Genomic DNA, 24,839 nt, shown 5'->3' on the forward strand with positions numbered 1-24,839 from the left:
GGACTCTGTTTCGGCCTCCAACGTTGATTTGTATCAACCTATAGGCAGGTGCCGGCAGGCGGTCATCCCACCCTGGACAAGTGATCCACTTGTTCACGCGCGATCAAATGCACCATTCTCCGCCAGGAACGTCGCGATCAGGCCGGTGCTGTCGAGCACCTGCAAGTGTTGTGTGACGCACTCGGGCGGCAGGCGAAACGGCGTGACGGTGTCGGTGATCGCGATGTGTTCGAAGATCGGCGGGTCGAACAGGCGAGGGCCAGCGGTAAACAAACCATGGGTGGCAGCGGCGAGCAAACGTGCGGCACCGGCCTTCTGGCAAGCCAAACCGGCATGTTTGAGCGTGTCGCCGGTGCTGATCAGGTCATCGAAAACAATGGCGGTCTTGCCGGCAACATCGCCGATCAGCAGTGTGCCCGTGAGCGTGGTATGGGCACGGTGCTTTTCCATCAAGGCGCTGCCGACCGGACGCCCCAGTTGCCACTCCAGGGCCTGGCGAAAGTGTTCGGCGCGCTTGGTCCCCCCTGAGTCCGGCGACACTACCACCACGGCGGCGTCGCCGACTTGTGTGGCGAAATGCTCGGCGAACAATTGCGCGCACTGAAGATTCCATGCCGGCAGGCGAAAGGCGTTATCGAACGCGGCGGGATTGTGCACGTCCAGGGTCAGCAGGCGATCGACGCCACTGGCTTCGAAAAACGACGCCACGTAGCGGGTGATGGTCGGGTCTTGGGGCTGGCTGCGGCGGTCCTTGCGCCCGTAGCAGAGGTAAGGGCAAACCACCTGCACCTGGCGCGCGCCGGCATCCCTGAGGGCGCCGCAAAAAAACAGCAGGCGACACAGCTTATCGTTGGCGCTCTGCCGATCATCGCCATACAAGGAATGGAAGACTATGACCTCGCGCCCGTTTACCGGATCCAACGGACGACACTTGTGCTCGCCGTCTTCATAGTCACGTTCCTCATGGCGTGCCAACGGGCAGCCAAGCCGTTGAGCCACGCGAGCGGCGTAGTGCTCGCTGCCTTGCAGGGCAAAAAGAAGCGGGGGCAGGGTGAGCATGCAGGACTCCTATGGGGCTGCCGGCAATGGCGCCTGATTTCAGTGGCACGTATCCCTATGCATTTTTGTCATTGCGAGCCTGCGTGGCCCGCAAGCCCTGATCAAGCGCATCCTCAACGGGCGGCGCCATGGCGCACCACCTCAATGCAATACTCCTCTTCGAAGGGCGGCACGTGGCATTCGACGATGTCATCGGTGGCGACCTGCAAATGTATGCCAACAATGTCGGCCCGAATCGGTTGCTGGCAGATATGCCGGTCCACCAGTACGGCGGTATGGACGCGACGAGCCCCCAGTTGCGCCAGGTACGCGCAAGTGCGCAAGAGCGAATGGCCTTCGAAGAGCACATCGTCGACCACCAGCAAGGTGGTATTGGCCAGGTCGAGACCGCCCAGGGCTGGGTTTTCGGTCAGTTGGGTGTAGGTATGCAGCACTTGCAGGTCGTCGGCATAGCGCTTGACCCGGAGAGGGTAAAGGGGCAATTGCGGCTGGCCGGTCAGATGCGCAATGGACTCGCGCAACCGTTGCGCCAGCGGTTCGCCCCGGCGCTGGATACCAATCAGTGCCGCGTGGGTCGGAGGCAGGAGAGTCGCGGCCTTGCGCGCCATTGCCTGCAGCACGTCATCCAGCTCGTTGCTGTCGTACAGGCGCACCCGCTGACTGGCCAATAGGATCGTCATCGCCTTTCTCCTGTCCGTAAACCATGGGTTATGGACCCAAGGTAATCCGGTTGCCACTGACGAGATTGACATTGATCAATCGCGGTCCAAACAAAGGCCGGTGATTGACGAGGGCGAAACGCCAGCTCGTCCGACGCGCATGCGTCGTTGAATGCGCGGTCGACGAAAGTAATTGATATATATCAACGCCACGGGTGCCCTGACAGAGGATGGTGGATCTACAACGAAGGTGCCCGTTGCAGCGGCAGATACGACAGTGGCCCGCGGTGGCAGGCAGTGACAAACGTGCAAGTTCCTATTGCCTGTTCCTATGCCAGTTCCTAGGAGTCCGATCATGAGCCAGTATCAACGGTTATTGCTGATCATCAACCCGGCCCTGCGCCACTCCCATGCCCTGGGACGCGCTGCGGCCCTGGCCAAGGCCAGCGGTGCGAGCCTGCACGTTGCCGCCTTGATCCCTTCCTGGAAAATGTTGTCACTGCTCGAAGAAGGTGACCGGGAACAGGCGCGCGAAGGCTACCTGCAAGATCATCGCGATTGGCTCAAGAACCAGGCGAATCACCTGCACGACAGAGGCATCGAGGTGACGACGGAGGTAACCTGGGCCGATGACATGCAGCAAGACATTCTCGATCACGTCGCCGAGATGCAGCCCGACCTGCTGATCAAGCAGGTGCAGCACGAGTCAGCGTTCAAGCGAGCCTTTTTCACCCCCCTGGACTGGCGCTTGCTGCGCCATTGCCCGGTACCGGTGTACCTGCTGGGTGAAAGTGACCGCCCTTTGCCGCGCAAGGTCGTGGCGGCGGTCGACGCGTCCAGTACCCTGGCGCAAGACGACGAGCTCAATGAGCGGATCATCCAGCAGGCATGCGGACTCGCCATCCAATGCGATGCCGAGCTGCACTTGCTGTATGCCTGCGACATCTCGATGGCGTACATGGGCGATATGGGCGGCGGCGGCCTAGCGATCTCGGATCTCGGTGCGCAGTTGCGCAAAGAGCATGAAAAGTCCTTTTTCGACCTGGCTGACCGATATGGCGTAGCCGCTGACCGACGTCACTTCATTGAAGGGCACCCTGTCGCGGTGCTGAGCGCGTTCGCCGATGAGCAGCATATGGATGTGATTGTGATGGGCAGGGTCCAGTCCCACGGCTTGGAAAAGCTTTTGGGTAGCACGACCGAACACACCCTGTACCAGGTAACTTGCAGCGTCCTGGCCATCTAGGGCGACCGGGGTCGTCCATAACGAAGCGACAGGCACCATTGCCTCAGGAGGTTCCCATGATTCAGAGCCCCTCATTGCAAACCACTTTGCCGAACCGCACCGAGGCCGGGCGGCGGTTGGTCGAGCCCTTGCTCAAATACGCCAACAGAGCTGATGTCATCATCCTGGCCTTGCCCCGTGGTGGCGTCCCGGTGGCTTATGAAGTCGCGACGGCCTTGAAGGTTCGCCTGGACCTGATGCTGGTGCGCAAGCTCGGCATCCCGACGCACCCGGAGTTCGCCATGGGCGCCATTGCCAGCGGTGGCATACAAATCCTCAACGACGACGCGCTGCGGGTGCACCCGATCGACCGCGCCAGCTTCGAGGCGGTGGTCGCCCGGGAAACGCAGGAATTGTCGCGGCGTGAACAGTTGTATCGGGGAAATCGCCCGCCGTTGCAGCTCAAGGACCAGGTCGTGATCCTGGTCGACGACGGCCTGGCAACCGGCTCCTCCATGATGGCCGCGGTCCATGCGGTACGCGTGCAGTCCCCGGCGCGCATCGTTGTCGCGGTGCCGGTTGCACCGCTGGAAACGGTCGAGGCGTTGCGCAGCGAAGTGAATGAAGTGATTTGCCCACTCATTCCCGAGTGGATGATGTCGATCGGTTATTGGTATTTGGATTTCGCCCAGACGTCGGACGAAGAAGTCATCGATCTCATGCACCAGGCCTGGCAGCGGGAAGCGTCTAGCGGTTGCACGACGGAGCATCCAGATGCTTGAACCTCAATCTCGATCCATCGACCTGCCAGGCGTCGAGTTATCGGCTGACCTGCGTTTGCCGGCGAACACCCGCGCCCTGGTGATCTTCGCCCATGGCAGCGGCAGTGGTCGTACCAGCCCACGCAATCAATACATAGCCGATGTCCTGGCCCGTCGTGGCCTGGGTTCGCTGTTGTTCGACCTGCTTTCGGAGTCGGAGCAGCGCATGGACAATCTGACCGGGGAGTTGCGTTTCGATATTTCCTTCTTGGCCAGGCGGCTGATCCAGGTGATCGACCGGGCTGGCCGCGACCCTGAACTGCGCGCGCTGCGGATCGGTCTGTTTGGCGCCAGCACCGGTGCAGCGGCGGCGCTGGTGGCGGCTGCCGATCGCGCGGATGCGGTCGCGGCAGTGGTCAGCCGGGGAGGGCGAACCGACCTGGCGGGGGCGGCGCTGGTCAGGGTGAAGGCGCCGACCTTGCAGATTGTCGGTGCCCAGGACCCACTGGTGTTGGGCTTGAATGAGCAAATTCACCGGGTCCTTCGGTGCGAGCAGGCATTGGAAGTCGTGGCGGGGGCCACGCATCTTTTCGAAGAGCCGGGCACCCTGGAGGAAGTCGCCAGGCTTACCGGCGACTGGTTTGAAAAATACCTGTTGGCTTCCAGCCCCTCTGCGGGCTAACTATCTCCTCATACGCCAAACGGATAGGTTTCGTCCTCTGGTTCCAGTGGCTGGTTTTGCGGCAGGGGCAGCGCCGTGACCGGCGTGGTTTGCTCGAACCAGATCATGGCGTCGAATTGTTCGGCCAGTACCGACTCGAAGTAATGGCTGGAACGCTCGCTATCGGGGCGGTAAATCACCCCGATGGCCCGTTCCAGCATAGGGGTGGACAAAACTCGTCGCAGTTCTGTTCGCCGCGGCTCCCGCCAGTCGGTCAGGGACGCCGCAACCCCAGCCTTGAGGAACTGATGCTCCCAACTGTCCGGCCGGGAAGGGCGAATGTCCTTGATCCGCATCTCACCGTCCCAGTCATCGGCGGCAGCCACCTGGCCCCTGTCGGTGGCCATGCCGATCAGCACCGCGTCGCGGCCATAGGTGCTACGACACAGTTGGCCGATGTTGAACTGCCCCTTCCAACCCATTTCCGTGGCGCCTGCATGGCCGATATGGGAGTTGTGTGCCCAAACCACCGCCTTGGCGTGTGGCCCCCGATGTTCGAGTAAGGCACGCAAGGTCTCGAACATGTGTCGGTCCCGCAGGTTCCAGGACAGCGTCGATCCTCGATAAACCGCGCGGTAATACTGTTCCGCCGCCACCACCACCCTGGCATTCTGCGTCGCGTTGAAGAACGCTTCGTCGTCGCGGATGAGCCCGGCCAATTGCTCGGCCAGCATGACGTTGAGCTGCTCGACCACCGCTTGTTCGCAGGGCATGACACCGTCGCGCTCGACAAAATGGCCGTACAGCGCAGGATCATCCTGCCACGGCGTCAAACAACCGTAGCGGCGGCGGGCTTCATGGGCCAGCTGCGGGTCGACCCGCTCCAGATAGCTCAGCACCTCATGAATGGAGTTGCGCAAGCTATAGACGTCCAATCCGCGAAACTCGACGCGCTGCTCGGCAGCCAGTCGGTGATTGTGCTGGTGAAGCCAATGGGTGAAGGTCTTCACTTCGCTGTTACGCCACATCCAGGTGGGGAACCTGCTGAAGATATGGCGTTTCCATGCCGAATGCGTCAGCCCGCGGACGTACTGGTCGACATGGCCGGCGTCCGGCCAATCGGCCTCAACCGCCACGATGTTGAACCCGTGACGCTCGATCAGCCGCTGGGTAATCGCCGCCCTGGCTCGATAAAATTCGCGGGTTCCATGGCTCGCCTCGCCGATCAATACCACGCGTGCGTCGGCGTAGCGATCGAACAGTTCGGCAAAGCCGGGTGAGTCCAGGTCCGGCAGTGGTTCCGCGTATTGACGCAGCAAAGGGGCGATGTGGGCCCTATCGACGTGGTATTGCCGACCGTAGAGCTTTTCCATCAGTTTTTGCGAAGGTGAGTTCATGAACGTCATCCCTCAAAGTTGAGCATGCGGGTGGAATGTCAAAGTCCCTGAGAAAAAGTCATGCTGTTCAGCTCAAGCGTAGATTCATCTACTGGCTTGAGTGAACAGCGTTGCGGCGGGGCTTATGGGATACAGGTTCAGGCGATCAGCAAATGATCCTCCACCTTGTTGACCCCCGGTACAGACCACGCGGCCCGTTCCGCGATCTGACGTTCACGCCACAGATGCACCCTGCCTTCAAGTTTGACCACGCTGCCTTCAACCTTGATTTGAATCGCCTTGGCGTCGATTTCGGCATTGCGCTTAAGCGCTTCTTCAATGCGCCGCTGGATATCGGCCACGGCCACCTGGGGACGAAGCGTGAGCCGGTTGTCCACGCCGACCACGCCCGAAAGTTTGCGCACGGCCCGTTCTGCCGTTTCCTTCTGGTACTGCCAGTCCACCTGGCCTTCCAGGCTGATCCAGCCGTTCTCCACGATCACCTTGACGGCGCCTATTGGAAGATCGGAACTCCAATCAATGATGTGCAGCGCGCGAGTGGCGATGGCGTCATCCGTTGTGCCGGCCTCCTTGTCCAATCTTACCTGGAGTTCTTCGGCCACTGCGCGCACGCCTTTTACTGCCTTGACGGCACGTTCGGCGCTGATTTTCTGGGCGTAGTCGCTGACATGACCCGTCAGGGTGACAACCCCATCGTGTACGGCAACGCCAATGTCGGCGGCATCGATACCGGGCTGGAATTCAAGCTCTTCCAGAATGGTGTTGCGCAGGCTCAGGTCGCTCATGACGATGTCCTCGGTAGAAGGGGCAGGAGTCGCCCGTTGCTCTTTTTTACCCTTGGTCAGCGCCAGGACATTGAGCTAGGTCAAGTGGGCAACAGTGCTCGCTGGCCGTTGATCGCTAGGATCGATAGGGTAAGGGCTATGTCCCGACGGGCAACGACACGCAGGCGGATCGAGCCCTGATCGTGCCGCCAGGATTCGCACAACGAGGCAGGCCAATCGTTTTTGAGGACGTTTTTCTTATGCTCGATAAATGGCTGGACCCCGTTCTCTTGCTGTTCACCGCACTGACGCTGCTGGCTGGGGCCATTGCGCATGTTGCGCAGCAACCCGAATGGGCGACGATAGGCTGGGCGGCAGGCAGCCTGGTCATGTCCGCGGTCCTGCTGGTTGAAATCCTCAAGCGCCTGGCCCGGCGCGAGAGCGGTGTCGACCTGATCGCCCTGCTGTCGATCACCGCGGCTCTGGCCTTTGGGCAGGCCCTGGTAGCCGCGCTGATTGCCTTGATGCTGGCGAGCGGGCGGATCCTGGAGTTCTTCACCCGCCAACGTGCCGAGCGGGAACTTAGTGCGCTCATCGATCGGGCACCACGTTTTGCTTGGGTGCAGGAGGAGGGCGGCCTACGCAAAATCCCCGTTGAGCAGGTCCAGGCCAATCAAACATTACTGGTGCGGCTGGGGGAAGTGATTCCGGTTGATGGTCGCTTGCTGAGCCCTGTGGCGGTTCTCGACGAAGCGGCGCTCAGCGGCGAATCGTTACCCCAGACGCGCCGGGAAGGCGAACAACTGTCCAGCGGAGTTTCCAATGTCGGTGCCTCCATCCTGATCATTGCCACACGCACGGCGGCGCAAAGCACTTATGCCGGGATCGTGCGCCTGGCTGAGGCGGCACGCCGTTCCCGCGCGCCTTTCGTACGCCTGGCTGACCGTTTTGCACTGTTCTTCATCCCCTTGACGTTGCTGATGGCAGCCGTGGCTTGGTACATGAGTGGCGATGCCTTGCGGGCACTGGCGGTCCTGGTGGTGGCCACGCCGTGCCCTTTGATACTGGCAGTGCCGATTGCCATCATGTCCGGTATCTCGCGGGCCGCGCGGCGCGGAATACTGATCAAGGATGGCGTGACCCTGGAAGCGCTGGCCGGCATTAAACAGGTATTCCTCGACAAGACCGGCACCTTGACCAGCGGGCATGCCCGCTTGCAATCGATCGAGACGAATGGCCCCATCGATCCGCAGCGCCTGCTTGGCCTGGCCGCTTCGCTCGCGCAGGCTTCGACACACCCCATCTCCCAGGCCATCGTTGACGCGGCGCATCAGCGCAAACTGCCGCTCTACGTTCCGCAAGCGGTAGAGGAGAGTCCTGGTGCAGGGTTGTCTGGGCAGGTCGACGGCGTCCAGGTGCGTTTTGGCACGTTGGCGTTTGCCAGTCACGATGCGCCCGTGACCGACTGGGCCGCCACCATGCTGCGCCACGTGGATTACCAGGCCTGCAGCGCAAGCTTCATCGCCGTGGATGGTGAGCTCGCGGGCCTGCTGGTCTTTTTGGACACTGTTCGCCGCGAAACCCCGCAAACCCTGCGTCGACTGCGCAATAGAGGGATTGAGCGGATCGTCATGCTCACCGGGGACCGCCTGGAAACGGCCGAAATGATCGCCCTGTCTGCCGGGATAGATGAACTGCGTGCCGGGTTGACCCCCGAGGACAAAGTGCAGGCTGTACAGCAGGGCTGCCAGCGCGCCAGCACATTGATGGTCGGTGATGGCATCAACGACGCCCCCGCGCTGGCGGCGGCCAACGTCGGCGTGGCGATGGGGGCCAGCGGTGCCACCGCTTCTGCACAAGCGGCGGGCGTTGTGTTGCTGGTCGATCGCCTGGATCGCCTGGTCGAGGCATTGGACATCGCCCGGCACACCCGTTTTATCGCTCGTCAAGGCGTGCTGGTGGGGATGGGCATGTCATTGCTGGCCATGACGCTGGCAGCCCTCGGTTATCTACCGCCGCTGATTGGCGCCGTGGTGCAGGAGGGCATCGACGTGGTGATCATTGCCAACGCCTTGCACGCCTTGGGGCCCTTCTGGGCGCTGGGGAAAAGAAAGCTGGCGGCTGAGCATATCGACCACCTGCAAGCTGAACACCAGCAACTCGGTGCGCTACTGAGCGATCTGCACCGAATGGCCAACGACTTTGCCCAGCGACCACCTGAGCAGGCACGGGCTGATCTGGCGGAATTGGTCAGCCTTCTGCAGACATCACTGGCACAGCATGAGCGCGAAGATGAGCACACGCTGTACCCACTGCTGATACGAAACATGCCAGGCGAGGACCCGCTGTCGGCCATGAGCCACGTCCACCGCGAGATTTTTCGCCTGATCCATTTGCTTGCGCGCATGAGCGACGACTTCAGTTGCGCCCCCGCCACGGCAACTGCCGATGAGGTCCAGCATCAACTGATCCGCCTGGACACCTTGGTGCAACTGCACTTTGAACAAGAGGAAGAGCTGTTTCGTTATTTGGATTGGCGCTAGCGATTGAAGCCAGGGAAAAAAGACCGTGCTGCCAGTCCTTCAAAGGCTGTCCGGGTCGCCGAAAAACATTTTGACTGGGCTCTAGGGCGGTAGTTACAGCCTGAGAAAATCGAATTATGCCCCCAGTTATGCCCCCATTCACGCCGGGTTTACAAGCGATCGCGAACGGCGATTTCCGACACGGACCTGGGTGTCCGTGGCTGGTATTCAGTGCGCCTCCGTATACTGGATGAGCAGCCCGAATGTGGCAAATCCGTGGTCGCTCGGAAGAGGGATATGGGTTATGAGTTGATATCCCTGAGCGGACTTTTCGGGTCTGTCTCTCTGCATCTATCCAGAAATTGGCTCGCGAGATGCTCATGCTCTGCGCGATGTTGCAATGGCGCGGTTGCCAGGGGGATCGATCCGCGTGTCCATCGCCAGTTGGGGCGTAATGCCAGGCGCCTAGACACGGAATCAGCATTGAGACGGGGCCGCTGATCTCCGATAGTTCGGTGTCGCTTTTACAGGCTGCTGTGGAGGGCGCAGGGATCATTCTGACGCCTGATTGGCTGGCCGGTACGGCGGTGCGCGATGGCACGCTTGTACAAATATTGACGCAATGGGAAGGCCCGGAACCGGGTGGGATCTATGCCGTGATGCCCCCGGGGCGGTGGGTTCCGACGAAGACAAGGGTGTTTGTCGATCAAATTACCCATGCGATTCAGGCGGGCTGGGAGCAGTAAAAAGAGATCAGCGATTAACAAAATAAAATTGTGTTTTTGAAAAATTTATATTGATTTTTTTTAAGGTGGTTCGGCTTTAGCATAAATCCACCTTCAAAAAACGTCGGGCAGCGACCACGGTGTCCGGCACCACAAACCAATAAAAAATTGTTATCGGAGTCCTGATGAGTCTTTCTCCTTTCCACCTCGCAATCCCTGTGTATGACCTGGCAGCTACGCGCACCTTTTACGGTGAGGTATTCGGCCTTGCCGAAGGCCGCTCAAGCGAGCAGTGGGTAGATTTCGATTTCTACGGCCACCAGTTGGTCATCCATGAACACCCGAAAACTGCTTCTCAGGAAAGCGTGCACAGCAACCCGGTAGACGGCCACGACGTACCGGTTCCGCACTTCGGCATCATTCTGGAATGGGCTCAATGGGAAGCACTGGCCGAGCGTTTGAAATCCTTCGGTACCAAGTTTGTTATCGAACCTTACATTCGCTTTAAAGGCCAAGTCGGCGAGCAAGCCACCATGTTCCTGTTCGACCCGTGCGGCAACGCGCTTGAGTTCAAAGCGTTCAAGGATATGAGCCAGCTCTTCGCTAAATAATAAAAATCTGGAGCACGTTAAAGCGTGCTCCAGAAAACATAAATGAGCTGGAAGCTCATGAATCTAGCTACTGCCGTCACGCAGTCCTTTCATTCCAACAAAAAGGCTAGACATGAAACGTATCCCCTTAGTTTGGCAAATCGTTGCCGGGCTGTTGCTTGGCGTGCTCGTGGGTTGGTATTTCAATACCCATCCGGAAAATCAAGTGTGGATCAGTACCGAAATCCTTAAACCGCTCGGGGATATCTTCATCAAGATGATGAAGATGGTCGTCGTGCCGATTGTTTTCTGCTGCATGATCCTCGGCATTGCCGGGGGCGGTGATAACAAATCGTTCGGTCGTATGGGCGCAAAGTCGCTGATTTACTTCTTTGCAATCACCAGCCTCGCCATCGTGCTTGGCTTGTGCTTCGCCAACTTGTTCGAGCCGGGTAAAGGCACCGAAATCGCGGGTATCGCCCATAACGCGGCAGCCGTGCATATGGAACCGTCGAAAGGCGCGCTGATCATCCTGCAAAACATCGTGCCCGATAACGTGATTGTCGCGATGTCGGAAGCAAAGTTGCTGTCGGTGCTGTTCTTTGCCGTGTTGCTGGGTATGGCGTTGAACACCTTGCCTAAAGAGAAAAGCGCGCCGGTTATTGCGGTGGTGCAGGGCTTCTCCGACGCAATGTTCAAAGTTGTGTCGTTTGTCATGGCCTACGCACCGATCGGTGTATTCGGCATGATCGGCGCCACGGTGGCGACCTTTGGATTTGCTTCGCTGTTACCGTTGCTCAAGTTGATCGGTGTGGTGTACCTGGCGCTGATTACCTTTGCTCTGGTGATGCTGGGAGGCATTTGCTACCTGATCGGCGAAAATGTCTTCAAGCTGATCAAGTATTTCCGCGATGAGCTGATCCTGGCTTTCTCCAGTGCTGCCTCTGCGGCCGTCATGCCGCAGTTGATGACCAAGCTGGAAGCCTATGGCGTGCCTCGGCGCATCGTCAGCTTCGTGGTTCCGGTGGGTTACGCGTTTAATCTGGACGGTGCTTCCATCTTTCTCGGTGTGGCGACTATCTTCATTGCCCAACTCTATGGCATCGATTTGTCGTTGACTCAGCAGATTTTGCTGGTGGTCACGATGGTGCTGACGTCGAAGGGCGCTGCGGGTGTGCCTGGGTTTGCCATCATCATTCTATCGGCCACATTGGCGTCTGCCGGGCTTCCTCTGGAAGGGGTCGCGTTGATTGCCGGGATCTTCCGAATTATCGATAGCGGCACTACCACCTTGAACGTGCTGGGCAATGCGATTGCCCCCCTGGTTATCGCCAAGTGGGAGAAAACGCCCCTGAAGCAAAAAAGCTCTGTTGGGGGCGAGCAGAACGCTTAATCAGTGAGATACAAGAGCCTTCCACGTTAACCGCGTCGAGGGCTCTTTTTTTGGCTGAAAAACCAATAAGAAGTTATTACGTATTCATTCTTTTAAGGCGCCGGGATGCTCGGTTCAGATAAAGAATCGCGCCCTGTTAGTTGCCACTGTGCTGCCATTATTTATAAAAAAAACAGGTGGTCTATGTGCAAAAAATCAGTGTTCTATCGGACGCGTTGCTGCGTCGCACTATGGATGGTGTTGCTATTTATGGGAACTTATCAACTGGCGGTCGCCAGCCCACGCACGGCGTTGACGCATTCTGCCGTGGCCGTACCTGACCAATTGGCTGCGGACACCGCCAACGCAGTCTTTGCCAAAGGCGGGAATGCCGTAGATGCGGCCGTCGCCGTTGCCTTTTCCCTGGCTGTGACCTACCCCGAAGCCGGCAATATCGGCGGCGGCGGTTTCATGACCGTCTACTACAAGGGCAAACCCTACTTTCTCGATTACCGCGAGCGTGCGCCGCTGAAAGCGACGCGGGACATGTTCGTCGATAGCTCGGGTAAGAAAGTGATTGCTGCCGACCAGACGCAAGGCAGTGTGATCGGCCATCGGTCGGTGGGCGTGCCGGGTACGGTCGCCGGTTTGTGGGAAGCGCACAAACGTTTTGGCAAGCTCAAATGGGCGCTTCTGATCGAGCCGGCCATTCATTATGCGCACCATGGTTTCGTCGTCGATGAAGCACTGGCCAGTATCGCTACGAGCGAAAACGAAAAACGCTTCGCCGGTAAAACCAACTTCGCTGAACATTTCGGCAAGCTGCAGGCCGGTACCACCTTCAAGCAGCCCGAACTTGAGGCGGTACTCAAGCGCATCGCCGCGCAGGGACCGAAAGGCTTTTACGCCGGAAAAACCGCTGCGTTGATCGTGACCGATATGAGTGCCAATGGCGGCCTGATCAGCGCGCAGGATCTCGCCGACTACAAAGCCGTTTGGCGTGAGCCAATACAGGCCAATTGGAATGGCTTTCAAATCGTCACCGCTCCACCACCCAGCTCCGGCGGGGTCGCGCTGGTGCAACTGTTGAAGATGAAAGAGATGCGCCGCGATGATTTCCAGGGCGTGCCGCTCAATTCCGCGCGCTACATGCACTTGGTGGCGGAGATCGAGAAGCGGGTGTTTGCCGATCGGGCGCAGTACCTGGGTGATCCGGATTTTTACACCGTGCCGGTGCATGAATTGATCGATGAACAGTACCTGGCGGGCCGGGCGTCGCAGGTAAATTTGTCGGTCCCTTCGGACACCAATAAGGTCGTCGCCGGCCTGAATATTGAATCGCCGGAAAAACCCCAGACCACGCACTTCTCAATCGTCGATAAATGGGGCAATGCCGTTTCCAACACCTACACGCTTAATGGCTTTTTCGGCTCCGGCGTGGTCGCAGAAAAAACCGGTATTTTGCTCAATCGCTCGCCAGCTTAGCGAGCGTTGAACCATTCTGGATGCAGCACTGGAAAGTGTTGCTTCAGCCACTCCACGAACGCATCTACCAACGGGGCCAGATGCGTTCTGCTGGGATACAGCACGGAAACCAGGCGCGGTTTTGGGCGATAGGCCTCCAGCACCTCCACCAGTTGTCCGCTGGCGAGGAATGTCTCAACGGAAATCCCCGGCGCTTGAATAATGCCAAAGTCTGCAACGGCGCACTGAACGTAGGCGTTGGAGTCATTCACGGTGATACCACCCTGAGGCATATGCAGACGATCCTCGCCATTCTGCGAAAAATGCCACGGCAGCGGCCTGTTTGTTTGCCCGGAGAGAAAACTGACACACTGATGGCCAGCCAGATCTTGTGGGGTGAGTGGAGCCCCGTGGGCGCTGAGGTAATGTGCAGACGCACAGGTGACCATAATTGCGCTGCCGATTTCTCTCGCCACCATGCTTGAGTCCGGAAGGTCGCCTATGCGCAATACACAGTCGATGCCCTCGGCCACAAGATCTACCGTTCGATCAGTTACTCCGACGACAAGCTCGACCTCCCGAAATGCCTCGGTAAACAGCCTGAGGCTCCTCATGAAACTGTGCTGGGAAAAGGCTGTTGGAATGTCAATCCGAAGGCGCCCTCGTAACGACGATCCACTACGGTCGAACATTGAAGTGGTGTCTGCAATGGTGGCCAGTATCTCTTTGACGCGCTCGTAGAACCGCTCGCCCTCGGCCGTCAGTTTTACGCTGCGTGTCGTTCGCTGGAACAGGCGCACGCCCAGCGACGCTTCCAGTTCCTGAATGGTCCGTGTGATCCGCGGGCGTCCTGCTTGCATGACCTCGGCGACTTTAGTGAAACTCCCCAACTCTGCCAGCTTGGCGAATACCTGCATTGATTGAAGAAGCTCCATAAGTCTCGTTCCGCAAAGCCCGTAAACAAGCGTGACTGTTTCCGTTCAGGATAACAATCATGTTGGTTTCTGCGCATTTATCTCATGCCTCAAAGCCTAAACAATGTCTTCGATGCAAAGGAGGAGTGCCCTCCCTTCACAGTCAAAGTAGGCGGAGACAGTCAATGAAAGCATGGCTTTTGAACGATTTCGGATTGGACAACCTGGTGCCCGGGGAAGTCGATACGCCGGTGCCCAAGCCAGGAGAACTGTTGGTGAAAGTAGGGGCTGTTTCACTCAACTTTCGCGACAAGGCAATCGTTGACGGAATTTATGAGCCCCATAGGGTACCCAAGCCGCTGATCCCGGTGAGTGATGCAGCAGGCACTGTCGTAGCCGTGGGCGAGGGGGGCAGCCGTTTTGGCGTCGGGGATCGCGTTAACTCACACCTTTACTCGCGCTGGTTGGACGGCCTGCCAGGGCCTGATGAGCCCGACTTCTGCTTCGGCTCGCCATTACCCGGCGGCCTGGCGGAATACATGATTATTCATGAAGACAGTGCGGTCGCGGCCCCCGACAATATGTCCGATGAAGAAGCTGCAACTCTTCCAATTGCGGCTCTGACGGCCTGGTACGCACTGGTCGATTTTGGCCGTGTCGAAGCAGGGCAAACCGTCCTGGTCCAGGGTTCCGGGGGTGTTTCTGTATTCGCTGCACAAATTGCAACAGCCCTTGGCGCCAATGTAATCGTCACCTCCAGCCAGGACGCTAACGTGGCAGCGTTGAAAGAAATTGGTGCAGTGGCCGGCGTGAATTATCGCACCCACCCTGAATGGGCCGAGGAAGTGCTCAAGCTTACCGACGGCAAAGGGGTTGATCTGCTGTTGGACGTCGCGGGTGGTGATGGCATCAACCAATCGATTGCTGCGACAAAGGTCGGCGGGCGCATCGCGCAGATTGGCTTTCTGACGGGCCAGACATCGTCCCTTAACCTGATGCCATTGATCTTCCGGCAGACTACTATTCGTGGCATTGCCGTTGCCCCACGGTCCTCATTCGATCGCATGAACACGTTCTTGAACGAGCACAAGATCCGCCCTGTGATCGAACACGTTTATCCATTTGATCAAGCTCGTCAGGCTTACGAACATTTGGCCAGAGGCGCGTTCGGTAAGGTGGTCATCAAGGTGGGTTGAGCCCGCTAAACCCTGCGCCCCAGATCTGGTTCTTTATCCAGCGCTGGGGCGTTCGTCTGTGTGACACACGCACAGGCTAGGCAAGCGATTCAATCGGACTGGCATCGATCTCGGCGCGCCTGAACGCGAGGATTGCATCTTCATGCACCGCTCCCCATTCACGCATCGCACGGATCAACGGAGCAAGCGTGTTGCCTAATTCTGTGAGCGAATATTCAACCTTGGGCGGTACCTCACGATAGATTTCGCGATGGATAACCCGGTCAGTCTCCAGCTCTCTGAGTTGCAAGGTGAGCATCCGCTGCGTCACATCGGGGATTAGCCGGCGCAACTCGTTGAAGCGCTTTGTTCCGGACATCAGATGGAACAGGATCAGCGATTTCCATTTGCCGCCAATGACATCGACTGTAAAGGAGACAGGGCAAGCGAATGCTTCAACTTCATTCTGGGGGATGCATTTTTTCACAGGAAATCTCCTTGGTATAAAAAATGTGCCTACCGCACAAAAATGTGCGTACTTACGCATATGTTGTGCGTACGCTAACATTATTCCGTATCGATCACTACGGAAATGCTAAAAATGAGCTTGTTGCTTTCCCCCCATGAAATAAAAGGCATGAAACTGAAAAATCGCGTGGTCATGTCGCCTATGTGCATGCACATGGCTGCGGATGACGGTTTCGTTACTGAGTGGCACCGAGTGCATTACGGTGCTCGCGCCTTGGGTCAGGCGGCACTGATTTTCCCCGAGACGCTGGCAGTGCACGCCGATGGTCGTATCGGAGCCGGTGACCTCGGTATCTGGAGCGACGCACATGTCGCTGGCTTGAAGGCGCTGACTGAATTGCTTCAAAGCTTTGGCGCCAAAGCCGGTGCTCAGATCGGTCATGCAGGGCGCAATGCTGACCTGCCCAATCTTATTCACATTGCGCCGTCGGCTATCCCGTTCACAGAAACCAGCCCTGTGCCTCGCGCACTTGCGGCTGACGAAATTCCGGGTTTGGTGAAGCTCTATGGCGATGCCGCACGACGCGCCAGTGAAGCGGGCTTTGATGTGCTTGAGATCCATGCCGCTCATGGTTATTTGCTGAATGAGTTCCTCTCCCCACTCGCCAATACCCGCGACGACGAATATGGCGGTGATGCCAAGCGTCGCTACCGCTTCCTGCGCGAAGTGCTGGAGGAAGTCAAAATCCATTGGGACGATCGTCCTCTGTTTGTTCGTATCTCCAGCTCTGATTACGCCGAAGGCGGAAACATCCCCGAGTCATTTCTTGAATACGGTCGCTGGATGAAAGAGCAGGGCGTCGATCTGATCGACTGCAGCTCCGGCGGCATCAAGATGATCAAGGTTCAGACCTACCCAGGCTACCAAGTACCGGCCGCTGAGTTGCTGCGCAAGGAACTGCATATTGCGACGGGTGCGGTGGGTGTAATCCAGAGTGGTCGTCAGGCCGAAGAAATCCTGCAGAACGGTCGAGCTGACCTGGTGTTTGTCGGGCGGCAAATGCTGCGTGATCCATTCTGGGTGCGCACTGCAGCAGATGATCTGAAAGAAATCATTGAGATTCCTGCTGCCTACACGCGTTACGGGTCTGTATGGCTTGATACCAAAGCGTGAATCAGCCCACGTCATAAGCGGGTGGCTGGACGGTCCTAATTCTCAATCCAATCCAATTCAATGAAGCAGGAGCAAAAGCATGAGCAAACCTACTTACGTACACGAATACCAAGCCGTCACCGAGGTGCTGAACAAGTACATCGAGGGCTGCAAGCAAGCAAAAAGCAGCATCATGAAGCCTGCGTTCAATGAGCAAGCGACCATGTTCAGCGTCGATGGCGACGGTAAGCTGGCCGGCGGCGCAATTCCAATCCTGTTCAAGGGGATCGATGAAGGGTTTCGCCCCTCTCCTGATGCACCGGCAGCTATCGTCCGCGTTGAGATTGTCGGTACGGCGGCGAGCGCGCGCATCGACGCCAACGACATGTCCGGCATTTCCTTCACCGACTTCTTCCATCTGTTGAAAGTTGAAGGCAAGTGGACAGTCGTCAGCAAGATCTTTCACACCCACGTCGCGCCTTGAGCTTCTGTCGCCCTTGAGTCTGCGGCAGTTGAAGCTTCCCAGCACTCAGGCATAAAAATGGAAACGTCCATGAAAACCCTTACCTCTGCTCTAGCTCTTACGGTCGTTACTCTTGCGTCCGGTACTGCCTCCGCGACCACATATCCGGGAGTTGAGCACAACACGGCGAAACTCTTGGAATCGCTTGAAGGTGTCCCGACGCTCGACTCCATGACGCCGGTCGATGCCCGTGCGGCATTGGCGGGTGCCCAGGCTGCCCCCCAAGTGGCCTTGCCGGCAGCCGATGTCAGCGAGAGGACGATACGCGTCAACGGCAGCGATCTGAAGTTGACCATCGTGCGCCCGGTCGGTAGCCAACAGAAGACCCTACCCGCGTTCATGTATTTCCATGGCGGCGGCTGGGTGTTGGGCGACTTCCCGACCCACGAACGACTGGTGCGTGACCTGGTGGCCGGCTCGGGTGCGGTGGCGGTCTTCGTCAACTACAGCCTCTCGCCTGAGGCGGCATATGGCGTCGCCACCGAGCAAGCCTACGCCGCGACAAAATGGGTTGCTGAACATGGCGAAGAGATCAAGGTAGACGGCACGCGCCTCGCCGTCGCGGGCAACAGCGCAGGTGGGAATATTGCCGCCGTGGTTGCCTTGATGGCCAACGAGAAGGGTGGACCCGCACTGCGTTCGCAAGTGTTGCTGTGCCCGGTGACTGATGCCGACTTCGACACGCCGTCGTACAAGGAGTTTGCCAGCGGCTATTACCTGACGAAGGACTTGATGGTGTGGTTCTGGGACAATTACACGCGCGACGCCGAGGCACGTAAGCAGATTTACGCTTCGCCGCTGCAGGCGAAGACCGAGCAGTTGAAGGGCTTGCCGCCGACGCTGATCCAGACTGCCGAATTCGATGTCCTGCGCGATGAAGCTGAGGCTTACGGCCGCAAGCTCGACGCTGCGGGTGTACCTGTGAAGACGGTCCGCTACAACGGAATGATTCACGACTTCGGGTTGTCGAACGCGTTCAGCCATCTACCGACGCCGCGCAGCGCAATTGCGCAGGCATCTCAGGAACTCAAGAGCAACCTGAGCAAGTAATTTCAAAAACAACGAACCCGCAGGTCACGGTGAAACTGCGGGCGTCGTTATTGAAACATATCGTTATCTCACTGCGCGGCTGCCTGCGCACAGCAAATTCCATGAGCGTCTGCTGGGTTTTTGTGGTTGAGCATATTTCAATAATTACACTCCTTGTGAAGAGCGACTAAATGAAATTTATATCTATTAAGCAGTTGTTTTTTGTCGGCTTGATTTCGAGCCTTGGCGCGCTGGCTCAAGCAGACAACTCACCGAGCAATCCGCAAGTTGTCAGTGGTAAAACAGTCAGCAAAGCTACTTATGTAGAAGACTATCAAGCTATCACTAAGGTGCTTAATACGTATATTGAAGGTTGCAAGCAGGCGAAGAGCAGTATCATGAAACCCGCTTTTAATGAACATGCGACGATGTACAGCGTCGGCGCCGATGGCAAGCTGGAAGGCGGGGCGATTCCAATCCTGTTCGAGGGGATTGACAAGGGTTTTCGCCCATCTCCGGATGCGCAAGCTGCTATTACTCGTATTGAAATCGTCGGTGATGCCGCGAGTGCTCGCATTGACGCCACCGGCATGTCCGGCCTCTCTTTCACCGACTTCTTCCATCTGCTGAAAGTAGAAGGCAAGTGGACGGTTGTTAGCAAGATTTTCCAAACGCATGCAGCGCCTTAATTGCTGTTTACTCCGTTCGGCATGTTCTCCAATATTCCAATGATGTTTGGCGTCTAATGCTTCTTCACGGCCTGCTCAATAATCAGCTGAGCCAGTAATTTTACTGGCTCGGTAAGGCTGCGACGTGCACGATGAATCAGCCCTATGTCGCGATGGAATGTACGTTGTTTCAGGTCGATCGCGCGCACTTCAGCAGGCCATTCCTTACGAGTGGCCGTTTCCGGTACCAGGGCCACACCGACGCCATTCGCAACCAGTTTGATGATCGCGTCCAGCTCATCGAGTTCGCAGACTTCATGCAATGAAAAATGGGTTTGACGCAAGAACCTATCAACCTGGCGCCCGCCAAAAGATGAACGGTCATAGCGGATAAAGGGTTGGCTCGATACCAATTCAGCCCAATCGTCTCCCGGCATATCGGCGGGGACGATCAGCCGGTAAGGTTCTCGTGCCAAGGTTGTCCAGCGCAGATCACTGTGAAGCGAGAAGGGCGGGCGGATGATCGCGGCCATATCGATTTCGCCTGAATCGACTTGGTTCACCAACTCCATCGACAAGCCGGGGAGGACTCGCGTCCTGCATTGCGCAGATCGTTGATGAAATTCAGCCAGGGCTTCTGGCAAGAAGGAGCGCTGAACCGAGGCAATCGCTCCAATGGTGACCAAAACGTTCGCAGGAAGACCCATCGATGTCGAGCCCAGATCTTTAAATTGGCGTACCAGTTCCTGACCCTGCGCCAAAACCTGGTGACCCATTCGATTAAGCTGAGCCGAGCGTCCCTTACGGTCGAACAGCTCTACCCCTAGCTCCGCCTCAAGGCGTTGCATCTGGGCGCTGACGGCGGCTTGGGTGAGGCCGATTTTGCTGCCGGCAGCCGCAAACGTGCCTTCTCTCGCCACAGCGATAAGTGTTTTCAGTTCTTTGATCATGCTCAAATAATAATTATGTTTTGCTTTGAAATATATTTATATTTTTGTCGCTGAAGCGCTGCGTAAAATTGCCTCCAATGCAGGTGAACAAACGGCAGGCGCTCTAACGGGCGCCTGACGCTAGATCATTTTTTTGCTAGCATGCGCCGCATTATGAAGAAACCCGCCCATGACATGCGCCAGCACATCATCGATGTCGCCAGGTCGCTTATGACCCAAAGAGGCTACACCGCCGTCGGCCTTACCGAGTTGCTCGCGGCCGCGGGTGTACCTAAAGGGTCGTTCTATCACTACTTTCGTTCCAAGGACGAGTTCGGCCAAGCGCTGCTCGAAGAGTACTTTGAAGAGTACCTCACGCGGGTCGATGTGCAATTGGCCAGCGAGGGCTCCGGCGCTGAACGTCTGCTGAGCTATCTGCGCTATTGGGCCGAGACGCAGGCGTTTGATCACACTGATCAAAAATGCCTGGTGGTCAAATTGGGTGCGGAAGTGTGTGACCTGTCCGAAAACATGCGCGGTGTGCTTGAAAAAGGGACTGCCCTGATCATCGAGCGGATGGTTCGTAGTGTTGAGCAGGGTAAAGCGGATGGCTCCATAAGTGCGTCGGTTGACTCAGCAATATTGGCTGAGGCGCTCTACCAGATGTGGTTGGGCGCCTCGTTGCTGGTCAAGGTCAACAGAACACGCGAGCCTTTTGATGCTGCGCTTGATATGAGCCGACGCTTGTTGGCTTAGTGTCGATCGGCAGGCTTGGTCATGCTGCTCGATGGCACCACATGAATGCCAGGGGCCTGACTGATCGCGGCTTGAAGCAATGCCCGCGCAATCAGCGCCGGGGGATTGAGACGCCAGCGTTCCGGTAACAGCGGCGACGCGAGCTTGAGCATCAAAATCAGTGCACGTTCGGCATGGCGCACCTCCTCACGCTTGCCCCCGATGACACCGGGCCGCACATAGGTAAGCGATTTAAACCCCACCTTCGCCAAATCCTTCTCCAGGCGGCCTTTGACCTGGTTATAGAAAAACGAAGATCCCGCGTCTGCGCCGATAGCTGAATTGAGCACATAGGCCGACGTTCCGTGAGCGCGCGCAAGCTTGGCCACTGCCAATGGGTAGGTGTGGTCGACTCGCTCGAAGGCGGCTCTGGAACCGGCTGTTTTGAGCGTGGTGCCCAATGTGCAGATCACCGCATCCGCGTGCCAGAGATCTGCCTGTTCGTCCAAGCGATCAAAATCGGTGGGCGTGGCGATGAGTTTAGGGTGCACCGCCAAGGCCTTGCGTGTTGGCGCGTAAATTTTGCCAATGCGCGGATCCGACAGGGCCAGAGCCAATACATGGCTGCCAACCAGCCCGCTTGCGCCGACCAGCAGCAGCTTGAATGTTGTTGGTTCGCTCATGGCTGAGTGCAATCCCGCACAAAACTCTGGATAGCCTCGTTGACCGGCGTGCTGCCTTGGGTCAGTTCGATGATGACGCGACTCACGCCGGGCTGTTCGATGATCTGCAACAGGGCTGCGGCCACATCCTCGCGTGGCACGTCGCCATAGGGGACAGCCAGGCCGGCGTGGACTTTGCCTGTGCCCGGCGAGTCCAGCAAGGTGCCTGGGCGCAGGATGACCCAGTCGAGATCGGTTGCGGCCAAGTGCACGTCGGCGCGCTTTTTCACGACCATGTAATTTTCGAAGGTCTCGGAAACCGATTTGCCACGCGATGCTTCTGGAAACGCCGACACTAAGATGAAGCGCCGGATACCCGCCAACTGAGCTGCGGCTACAGACAGCTCCAAGCCGTGACCGTCGATGGCATCCGTCATCTGCGCGCCGCCTTTGCCGCCGGCACCGGCCGCGAAGACCACGATGTCACTGCCCGTCATCAACTTGGCCAGAGCCTCTGTGTCAAGCTCAAGCAAGTTACCTGCAACGGGGCTGGCGCCGAGCGCTTTGAGCCCCTCGGCCTGTTCAGCATGCCGGTACAACGAACGTGGTTGATGGCCTCGTTCTGCCAGCTGTTGAGCCAGGCTTCGGGCCACTTTACCCGAACCACCGACGATAAAAACTGAGTGCATAGCTCCTCCAGATCAGGCGATGTTTCAAAAATGGCCCGCTCAAGCGAACCTGCAAACGCTGTTGGCGAATGCACGCTGAGGGTCATTCTATATTGATCACTACAGAATATGTCAAGCGCTCGGGAGATTTGGTCCGGGCACTTACCTGTTGATCAATCTGCGCAAGAGGCCAAAAAAACGGCCAGGAATAAACAAATAAAATTGATTTTCTGCATCCATTTATATTGTTTTAATTGTCTGCCAGAGGCCGCTAGCATTGATGCTCTATCAACAAAAGCTGAAAGAGTGGCCCCATGCAATTGCTCGGAAATCTGCTGAAAGCAGTTAAACCCTCGCCAACGCTGGCAATCACGCGCAAGGCTGCAGAGCTGCGCCGCAATGGGGCCGATATCATTAGCCTGTCCACGGGCGAGCCGGACTTTCCCACCCCTGACCACATCAATGCAGCGGCCAAAGCGGCGATTGATGCAGGCCAGACTCGCTACACCGATGTGGATGGTACGCCCGAACTCAAGGCGGCGATCGTTCGAAAGTTTCAGCGTGAAAACGGCATCACCTACGCCATCGACGAAATCAGCGTCGGCACTGGCGGCAAGCAAGTACTGATCAATGCGCTGCAGGCCACCCTTAACCCCGGGGATGAAGTCATCATTCCTGCGCCTTACTGGGTGTCCTATCCGGACATGGTGCGCCTGGCGGGGGGCACGCCCGTGGAAATCCCCTGCGCGTCCCATCAGCATTTCAAGATCACCGCCGAGCAACTCCAGCAAGCCATCACGCCGCGTACCAAGTGGCTGATTTTGAATTCGCCAAGCAACCCGACGGGTGCGGGTTATAGCGCGGCAGAGCTTGATCGGTTGGGCGCCGTATTGTTGGAGCATCCGCAGGTCTACGTGCTGACGGATGATATGTACGAGCACCTGAGTTACGACGGTTGGGTGTTTTCCACCCTGGCTTCTCAGGTGCCGGCGCTACATGATCGCGTGCTGACCGTGAATGGCGTTTCAAAGGCGTATTCAATGACGGGCTGGCGCATTGGTTATGCGGGCGGTCCTAAACCTTTGATCGCCGCCATGGCCACCATTCAATCCCAGACCACGAGCAACCCCTGCGCGATATCCCAGGCTGCTGCGGTGGCCGCGCTGGATGGGCCTATCGATTTTCTGGCTGAGCGCAATGAAGTGTTTCGTCAGCGCAGAGACCTTTGCCTGGAGGTTTTCAACAGCACACCCGGTCTGGAGTGTCGCCGTCCGGAGGGCGCGTTCTATCTCTTCCCTGCCTGCTCGGCGCTGTTCGGCCGCAAAACCCCTGCGGGCGTGGTGCTGACCAATGACATGGAGGTTTGCCAATACCTGCTTGAGGCCGCGCAGGTGGCGGTAGTGCCGGGGAGTGCGTTTGGGGTGGAGGGTTATTTCCGCATCTCCTTTGCGACCTCCACGGTGCTGCTGGAGCAGGCATGCGCGCGCATCAAGGCTGCGTGTGAACAGCTTGCTTGAATGCAGCGTTTGGTTTGGCGGAGTTGGTTCCAGTCAAGCTGACAGGGAAGGGCTCAGCATCGCTACGGCTGTTGCGCCGATGCCTTGCAGATCTTCCCTGCTGGCAGCGTCATGTGCCTGCAGGGACATGCCTTCGAGCAATGTATTCAAGGCAGCGGCGAGCAGGCGAGTGTTGGTTTCCGGTTTGAGCTGACCTTGTTCCACTGCGCGATCCAAGCGCTGCTGTAAGTAGTCACGGCCTTCCTGGCGCAAGGCCTTTAGGGTCGCGGTGACTTCACCGGCATCGTCGGAGACATTGACTGCCGCGAGGACGACCATGCAGCCGCAGGGCGCCTCGGGTTCGGTCAAGATCGACGCTGAGGTGTGGAAGAACTCGCTGATGGCGCGCACGATGTCGGGCTCGGTGTCCATGCGCTCCCACGTGGCATCCCAGAACGTCGCTTCGTAGTAGGCAACCGCTTCGAGAAACAACTTGGCTTTGTTGCCGAACGCCGCATACAGGCTGGGAGGGCTGATGCTCATGGCTGAACACAATTCCGCCACAGAGGCCGGCTCGTAGCCACGCCTCCAAAACACTGCCAGCGCCTGCAGCAGAGCCTGGTCTCGATCAAACGCGCGCGGGCGTCCTTTTGCGCGTGGAACAGAGATTGGGGTGGAGTTGGTCATTGAGTGCAGCACCTTGGGGGCGTATCGCCAGACGAGCATGCCTGGAAGAAAGTTCTGCCCAATGATACACAAAATGAAATTTTCGGTTGCGTAGCGTAATTCTGAGCTTTCAGGTCGGCCGTGACGCGTGCCCAAGGGCCGGTACGTTGTATCGCTCAAGCACGTGGCCAATACCGCTCAATAGCGGTATCACATGCTTCGCAATATCATCCGCGGCTGCGGTGGGCACCATCTCTGCGTTTCGGCGAAAAAACAGTGGGTCCTGAAAAATCAGCCTGAGTTTGGACAGGCTGTTGCTGACCGCGGGCTGCCCTATGTTCAAGCGCTCGGCCGCCCTGGTGACACTTTTTTCCTGATAAAGCGCAGCGAAGATCACCAGGCAATTGATGTTGAATTGCGCAAGGCACTCGGTATTGAACGTTGACGTGAGGGGAGTGGCGTTCATGAGCGTGACCCTGTCATTTGTCTTCGTTCGCCGTTGGTCGTAGAACGTGAAGCTATTCTAAAATTTACTAGACGACCGGTCTAGTTTT

25 protein-coding genes and 1 pseudogene are annotated in these 24,839 nt (G+C 57.7%); 15 read left to right on the forward strand and 11 right to left on the reverse strand.

Features of this window, described 5'->3' with window-relative positions; translation table 11 throughout:
* Positions 1-93 precede the first annotated feature (93 nt).
* Together LQ215_RS01690 and LQ215_RS01695 are read right to left on the reverse strand one after the other, a co-directional pair.
* Positions 94-1,059 (reverse strand): ribose-phosphate diphosphokinase, encoded by a 966-nt coding sequence (locus tag LQ215_RS01690; protein ID WP_230147124.1) that lies wholly within the window; start codon positions 1,057-1,059, stop codon positions 94-96.
* A gap of 113 nt (positions 1,060-1,172) precedes the next feature.
* Entirely contained in the window at positions 1,173-1,739 is a 567-nt protein-coding gene (locus LQ215_RS01695) for a phosphoribosyltransferase family protein (RefSeq protein ID WP_230147125.1), read from the reverse strand.
* 334 nt (positions 1,740-2,073) lie between these two features.
* Here LQ215_RS01695 and LQ215_RS01700 point away from each other — a divergent pair, with 334 nt between their 5' ends.
* Genes LQ215_RS01700 through LQ215_RS01710 form a run of 3 tightly spaced genes read left to right on the forward strand, consistent with a single transcriptional unit; the run spans position 2,074 to position 4,386 of the window.
* Positions 2,074-2,964, forward strand: a complete 891-nt coding sequence (locus LQ215_RS01700; protein WP_230147126.1) for a universal stress protein — start codon at positions 2,074-2,076, stop codon at positions 2,962-2,964.
* Positions 2,965-3,020: 56 nt separating this feature from the next.
* On the forward strand, positions 3,021-3,725 hold the full coding sequence (locus LQ215_RS01705) for a phosphoribosyltransferase (RefSeq protein WP_230147127.1): 705 nt from the start codon (positions 3,021-3,023) through the stop codon (positions 3,723-3,725).
* Positions 3,718-4,386 carry a dienelactone hydrolase family protein gene (locus LQ215_RS01710; protein ID WP_230147128.1) on the forward strand — a complete coding sequence of 223 codons (669 nt, stop codon included), beginning with the start codon at positions 3,718-3,720 and terminating at the stop codon, positions 4,384-4,386. The genes LQ215_RS01705 and LQ215_RS01710 overlap by 8 nt, the downstream gene beginning before the upstream one ends.
* 8 nt (positions 4,387-4,394) lie before the next feature.
* Here LQ215_RS01710 and LQ215_RS01715 read toward each other — a convergent pair whose 3' ends face one another.
* Together LQ215_RS01715 and LQ215_RS01720 are read right to left on the reverse strand one after the other, a co-directional pair.
* Complete coding sequence (locus tag LQ215_RS01715) at positions 4,395-5,762, reverse strand: erythromycin esterase family protein (protein WP_230147129.1); 1,368 nt, start codon at positions 5,760-5,762, stop codon at positions 4,395-4,397.
* Between the two features lie 137 nt (positions 5,763-5,899).
* Complete coding sequence (locus LQ215_RS01720) at positions 5,900-6,547, reverse strand: BON domain-containing protein (protein ID WP_230147130.1); 648 nt, start codon at positions 6,545-6,547, stop codon at positions 5,900-5,902.
* Positions 6,548-6,786: 239 nt separating this feature from the next.
* On the opposite strand from LQ215_RS01720, the gene LQ215_RS01725 reads away from it, so the two are divergent.
* The 5 genes and pseudogenes from LQ215_RS01725 to ggt all read left to right on the forward strand — a co-directional run.
* Positions 6,787-9,069, forward strand: coding sequence for a heavy metal translocating P-type ATPase (locus LQ215_RS01725; RefSeq protein WP_230147131.1), 2,283 nt, complete (start codon positions 6,787-6,789; stop codon positions 9,067-9,069).
* A 494-nt stretch (positions 9,070-9,563) separates the two neighbouring features.
* Positions 9,564-9,794 (forward strand): LysR substrate-binding domain-containing protein, encoded by a 231-nt coding sequence (locus LQ215_RS01730; protein ID WP_230147132.1) that lies wholly within the window; start codon positions 9,564-9,566, stop codon positions 9,792-9,794.
* Positions 9,795-9,958: 164 nt separating this feature from the next.
* The gene (locus LQ215_RS01735; RefSeq protein WP_010656575.1) at positions 9,959-10,384 is read left to right on the forward strand and encodes a VOC family protein; all 426 of its coding nucleotides are present in this window, start codon (positions 9,959-9,961) and stop codon (positions 10,382-10,384) included.
* Positions 10,385-10,496: 112 nt separating this feature from the next.
* On the forward strand, positions 10,497-11,756 hold the full coding sequence (locus tag LQ215_RS01740) for a cation:dicarboxylate symporter family transporter (RefSeq protein WP_230147133.1): 1,260 nt from the start codon (positions 10,497-10,499) through the stop codon (positions 11,754-11,756).
* 234 nt (positions 11,757-11,990) lie between these two features.
* Positions 11,991-13,205: pseudogene (gene ggt, locus LQ215_RS01745) on the forward strand (gamma-glutamyltransferase); the annotation flags it as partial.
* An 11-nt stretch (positions 13,206-13,216) separates the two neighbouring features.
* Here the strand turns inward: ggt and LQ215_RS01750 are convergent.
* Positions 13,217-14,116, reverse strand: coding sequence for a LysR family transcriptional regulator (locus tag LQ215_RS01750; protein ID WP_230147161.1), 900 nt, complete (start codon positions 14,114-14,116; stop codon positions 13,217-13,219).
* Between the two features lie 182 nt (positions 14,117-14,298).
* Between LQ215_RS01750 and LQ215_RS01755 the strand changes: the two genes are divergently transcribed.
* Positions 14,299-15,309 carry a zinc-dependent alcohol dehydrogenase family protein gene (locus LQ215_RS01755; protein WP_230147134.1) on the forward strand — a complete coding sequence of 337 codons (1,011 nt, stop codon included), beginning with the start codon at positions 14,299-14,301 and terminating at the stop codon, positions 15,307-15,309.
* Positions 15,310-15,385: 76 nt separating this feature from the next.
* Here LQ215_RS01755 and LQ215_RS01760 read toward each other — a convergent pair whose 3' ends face one another.
* The gene (locus LQ215_RS01760; RefSeq protein WP_230147135.1) at positions 15,386-15,775 is read right to left on the reverse strand and encodes a winged helix-turn-helix transcriptional regulator; all 390 of its coding nucleotides are present in this window, start codon (positions 15,773-15,775) and stop codon (positions 15,386-15,388) included.
* Positions 15,776-15,889: 114 nt separating this feature from the next.
* Between LQ215_RS01760 and namA the strand changes: the two genes are divergently transcribed.
* The 4 genes from namA (at position 15,890) to LQ215_RS01780 (ending at position 19,150) form a co-directional block, all read left to right on the forward strand.
* A complete protein-coding gene (gene namA / locus LQ215_RS01765) occupies positions 15,890-16,930 on the forward strand; it encodes an NADPH dehydrogenase NamA (protein ID WP_230147136.1) in 1,041 nt (346 codons plus the stop codon).
* Positions 16,931-17,009: 79 nt separating this feature from the next.
* Positions 17,010-17,393: a nuclear transport factor 2 family protein gene (locus LQ215_RS01770; protein ID WP_230147137.1), complete on the forward strand. Its 384-nt coding sequence runs from the start codon at positions 17,010-17,012 to the stop codon at positions 17,391-17,393.
* Between the two features lie 69 nt (positions 17,394-17,462).
* Positions 17,463-18,482 (forward strand): alpha/beta hydrolase, encoded by a 1,020-nt coding sequence (locus LQ215_RS01775; protein ID WP_230147138.1) that lies wholly within the window; start codon positions 17,463-17,465, stop codon positions 18,480-18,482.
* A gap of 209 nt (positions 18,483-18,691) precedes the next feature.
* Positions 18,692-19,150 (forward strand): nuclear transport factor 2 family protein, encoded by a 459-nt coding sequence (locus tag LQ215_RS01780; protein ID WP_230147162.1) that lies wholly within the window; start codon positions 18,692-18,694, stop codon positions 19,148-19,150.
* Positions 19,151-19,203: 53 nt separating this feature from the next.
* Here the strand turns inward: LQ215_RS01780 and LQ215_RS01785 are convergent, their stop codons facing one another.
* A complete protein-coding gene (locus LQ215_RS01785; RefSeq protein WP_230147139.1) occupies positions 19,204-20,079 on the reverse strand; it encodes a LysR substrate-binding domain-containing protein in 876 nt (291 codons plus the stop codon).
* A gap of 153 nt (positions 20,080-20,232) precedes the next feature.
* Between LQ215_RS01785 and LQ215_RS01790 the strand changes: the two genes are divergently transcribed.
* Entirely contained in the window at positions 20,233-20,814 is a 582-nt protein-coding gene (locus LQ215_RS01790) for a TetR/AcrR family transcriptional regulator (protein ID WP_230147140.1), read from the forward strand.
* On the opposite strand, the gene LQ215_RS01795 is transcribed toward LQ215_RS01790, so the two are convergent.
* Both LQ215_RS01795 and LQ215_RS01800 read right to left on the reverse strand, forming a co-directional pair.
* Positions 20,811-21,476 carry an NAD-dependent epimerase/dehydratase family protein gene (locus tag LQ215_RS01795; protein ID WP_230147141.1) on the reverse strand — a complete coding sequence of 222 codons (666 nt, stop codon included), beginning with the start codon at positions 21,474-21,476 and terminating at the stop codon, positions 20,811-20,813. The genes LQ215_RS01790 and LQ215_RS01795 overlap by 4 nt on opposite strands.
* Complete coding sequence (locus LQ215_RS01800) at positions 21,473-22,144, reverse strand: NAD(P)-binding oxidoreductase (protein ID WP_230147142.1); 672 nt, start codon at positions 22,142-22,144, stop codon at positions 21,473-21,475. Before LQ215_RS01800 ends, LQ215_RS01795 begins: the two co-directional genes overlap by 4 nt.
* 293 nt (positions 22,145-22,437) lie before the next feature.
* Between LQ215_RS01800 and LQ215_RS01805 the strand changes: the two genes are divergently transcribed.
* Positions 22,438-23,640 (forward strand): pyridoxal phosphate-dependent aminotransferase, encoded by a 1,203-nt coding sequence (locus LQ215_RS01805; protein ID WP_230147143.1) that lies wholly within the window; start codon positions 22,438-22,440, stop codon positions 23,638-23,640.
* 33 nt (positions 23,641-23,673) lie between these two features.
* Here the strand turns inward: LQ215_RS01805 and LQ215_RS01810 are convergent, their stop codons facing one another.
* Positions 23,674-24,306 carry a TetR/AcrR family transcriptional regulator gene (locus tag LQ215_RS01810; protein ID WP_230147144.1) on the reverse strand — a complete coding sequence of 211 codons (633 nt, stop codon included), beginning with the start codon at positions 24,304-24,306 and terminating at the stop codon, positions 23,674-23,676.
* Between the two features lie 109 nt (positions 24,307-24,415).
* Positions 24,416-24,751, reverse strand: a complete 336-nt coding sequence (locus LQ215_RS01815; protein ID WP_230147145.1) for a helix-turn-helix domain-containing protein — start codon at positions 24,749-24,751, stop codon at positions 24,416-24,418.
* Positions 24,752-24,839 lie beyond the last annotated feature (88 nt).

Origin of the sequence: Pseudomonas brassicacearum (assembly GCF_918698105.1) — a bacterium.
In the GTDB taxonomy this organism is placed as follows: domain Bacteria; phylum Pseudomonadota; class Gammaproteobacteria; order Pseudomonadales; family Pseudomonadaceae; genus Aquipseudomonas; species Aquipseudomonas brassicacearum_F.

Bases quoted from the DNA above. Each gene is read 5' to 3' on its own strand.
- LQ215_RS01690 (WP_230147124.1), bottom strand. From the start codon at position 1,059: ATGCTCACCCTGCCCCCGCTTCTTTTTGCCCTGCAAGGCAGCGAGCAC.
- LQ215_RS01695 (WP_230147125.1), bottom strand. From the start codon at position 1,739: ATGACGATCCTATTGGCCAGTCAGCGGGTGCGCCTGTACGACAGCAAC.
- LQ215_RS01700 (WP_230147126.1), top strand. From the start codon at position 2,074: ATGAGCCAGTATCAACGGTTATTGCTGATCATCAACCCGGCCCTGCGC.
- LQ215_RS01705 (WP_230147127.1), top strand. From the start codon at position 3,021: ATGATTCAGAGCCCCTCATTGCAAACCACTTTGCCGAACCGCACCGAG.
- LQ215_RS01710 (WP_230147128.1), top strand. From the start codon at position 3,718: ATGCTTGAACCTCAATCTCGATCCATCGACCTGCCAGGCGTCGAGTTA.
- LQ215_RS01715 (WP_230147129.1), bottom strand. From the start codon at position 5,762: ATGAACTCACCTTCGCAAAAACTGATGGAAAAGCTCTACGGTCGGCAA.
- LQ215_RS01720 (WP_230147130.1), bottom strand. From the start codon at position 6,547: ATGAGCGACCTGAGCCTGCGCAACACCATTCTGGAAGAGCTTGAATTC.
- LQ215_RS01725 (WP_230147131.1), top strand. From the start codon at position 6,787: ATGCTCGATAAATGGCTGGACCCCGTTCTCTTGCTGTTCACCGCACTG.
- LQ215_RS01735 (WP_010656575.1), top strand. From the start codon at position 9,959: ATGAGTCTTTCTCCTTTCCACCTCGCAATCCCTGTGTATGACCTGGCA.
- LQ215_RS01740 (WP_230147133.1), top strand. From the start codon at position 10,497: ATGAAACGTATCCCCTTAGTTTGGCAAATCGTTGCCGGGCTGTTGCTT.
- LQ215_RS01750 (WP_230147161.1), bottom strand. From the start codon at position 14,116: ATGCAGGTATTCGCCAAGCTGGCAGAGTTGGGGAGTTTCACTAAAGTC.
- LQ215_RS01755 (WP_230147134.1), top strand. From the start codon at position 14,299: ATGAAAGCATGGCTTTTGAACGATTTCGGATTGGACAACCTGGTGCCC.
- namA (WP_230147136.1), top strand. From the start codon at position 15,890: ATGAGCTTGTTGCTTTCCCCCCATGAAATAAAAGGCATGAAACTGAAA.
- LQ215_RS01770 (WP_230147137.1), top strand. From the start codon at position 17,010: ATGAGCAAACCTACTTACGTACACGAATACCAAGCCGTCACCGAGGTG.
- LQ215_RS01775 (WP_230147138.1), top strand. From the start codon at position 17,463: ATGAAAACCCTTACCTCTGCTCTAGCTCTTACGGTCGTTACTCTTGCG.
- LQ215_RS01785 (WP_230147139.1), bottom strand. From the start codon at position 20,079: ATGATCAAAGAACTGAAAACACTTATCGCTGTGGCGAGAGAAGGCACG.
- LQ215_RS01790 (WP_230147140.1), top strand. From the start codon at position 20,233: ATGAAGAAACCCGCCCATGACATGCGCCAGCACATCATCGATGTCGCC.
- LQ215_RS01795 (WP_230147141.1), bottom strand. From the start codon at position 21,476: ATGAGCGAACCAACAACATTCAAGCTGCTGCTGGTCGGCGCAAGCGGG.
- LQ215_RS01800 (WP_230147142.1), bottom strand. From the start codon at position 22,144: ATGCACTCAGTTTTTATCGTCGGTGGTTCGGGTAAAGTGGCCCGAAGC.
- LQ215_RS01805 (WP_230147143.1), top strand. From the start codon at position 22,438: ATGCAATTGCTCGGAAATCTGCTGAAAGCAGTTAAACCCTCGCCAACG.
- LQ215_RS01810 (WP_230147144.1), bottom strand. From the start codon at position 24,306: ATGACCAACTCCACCCCAATCTCTGTTCCACGCGCAAAAGGACGCCCG.
- LQ215_RS01815 (WP_230147145.1), bottom strand. From the start codon at position 24,751: ATGAACGCCACTCCCCTCACGTCAACGTTCAATACCGAGTGCCTTGCG.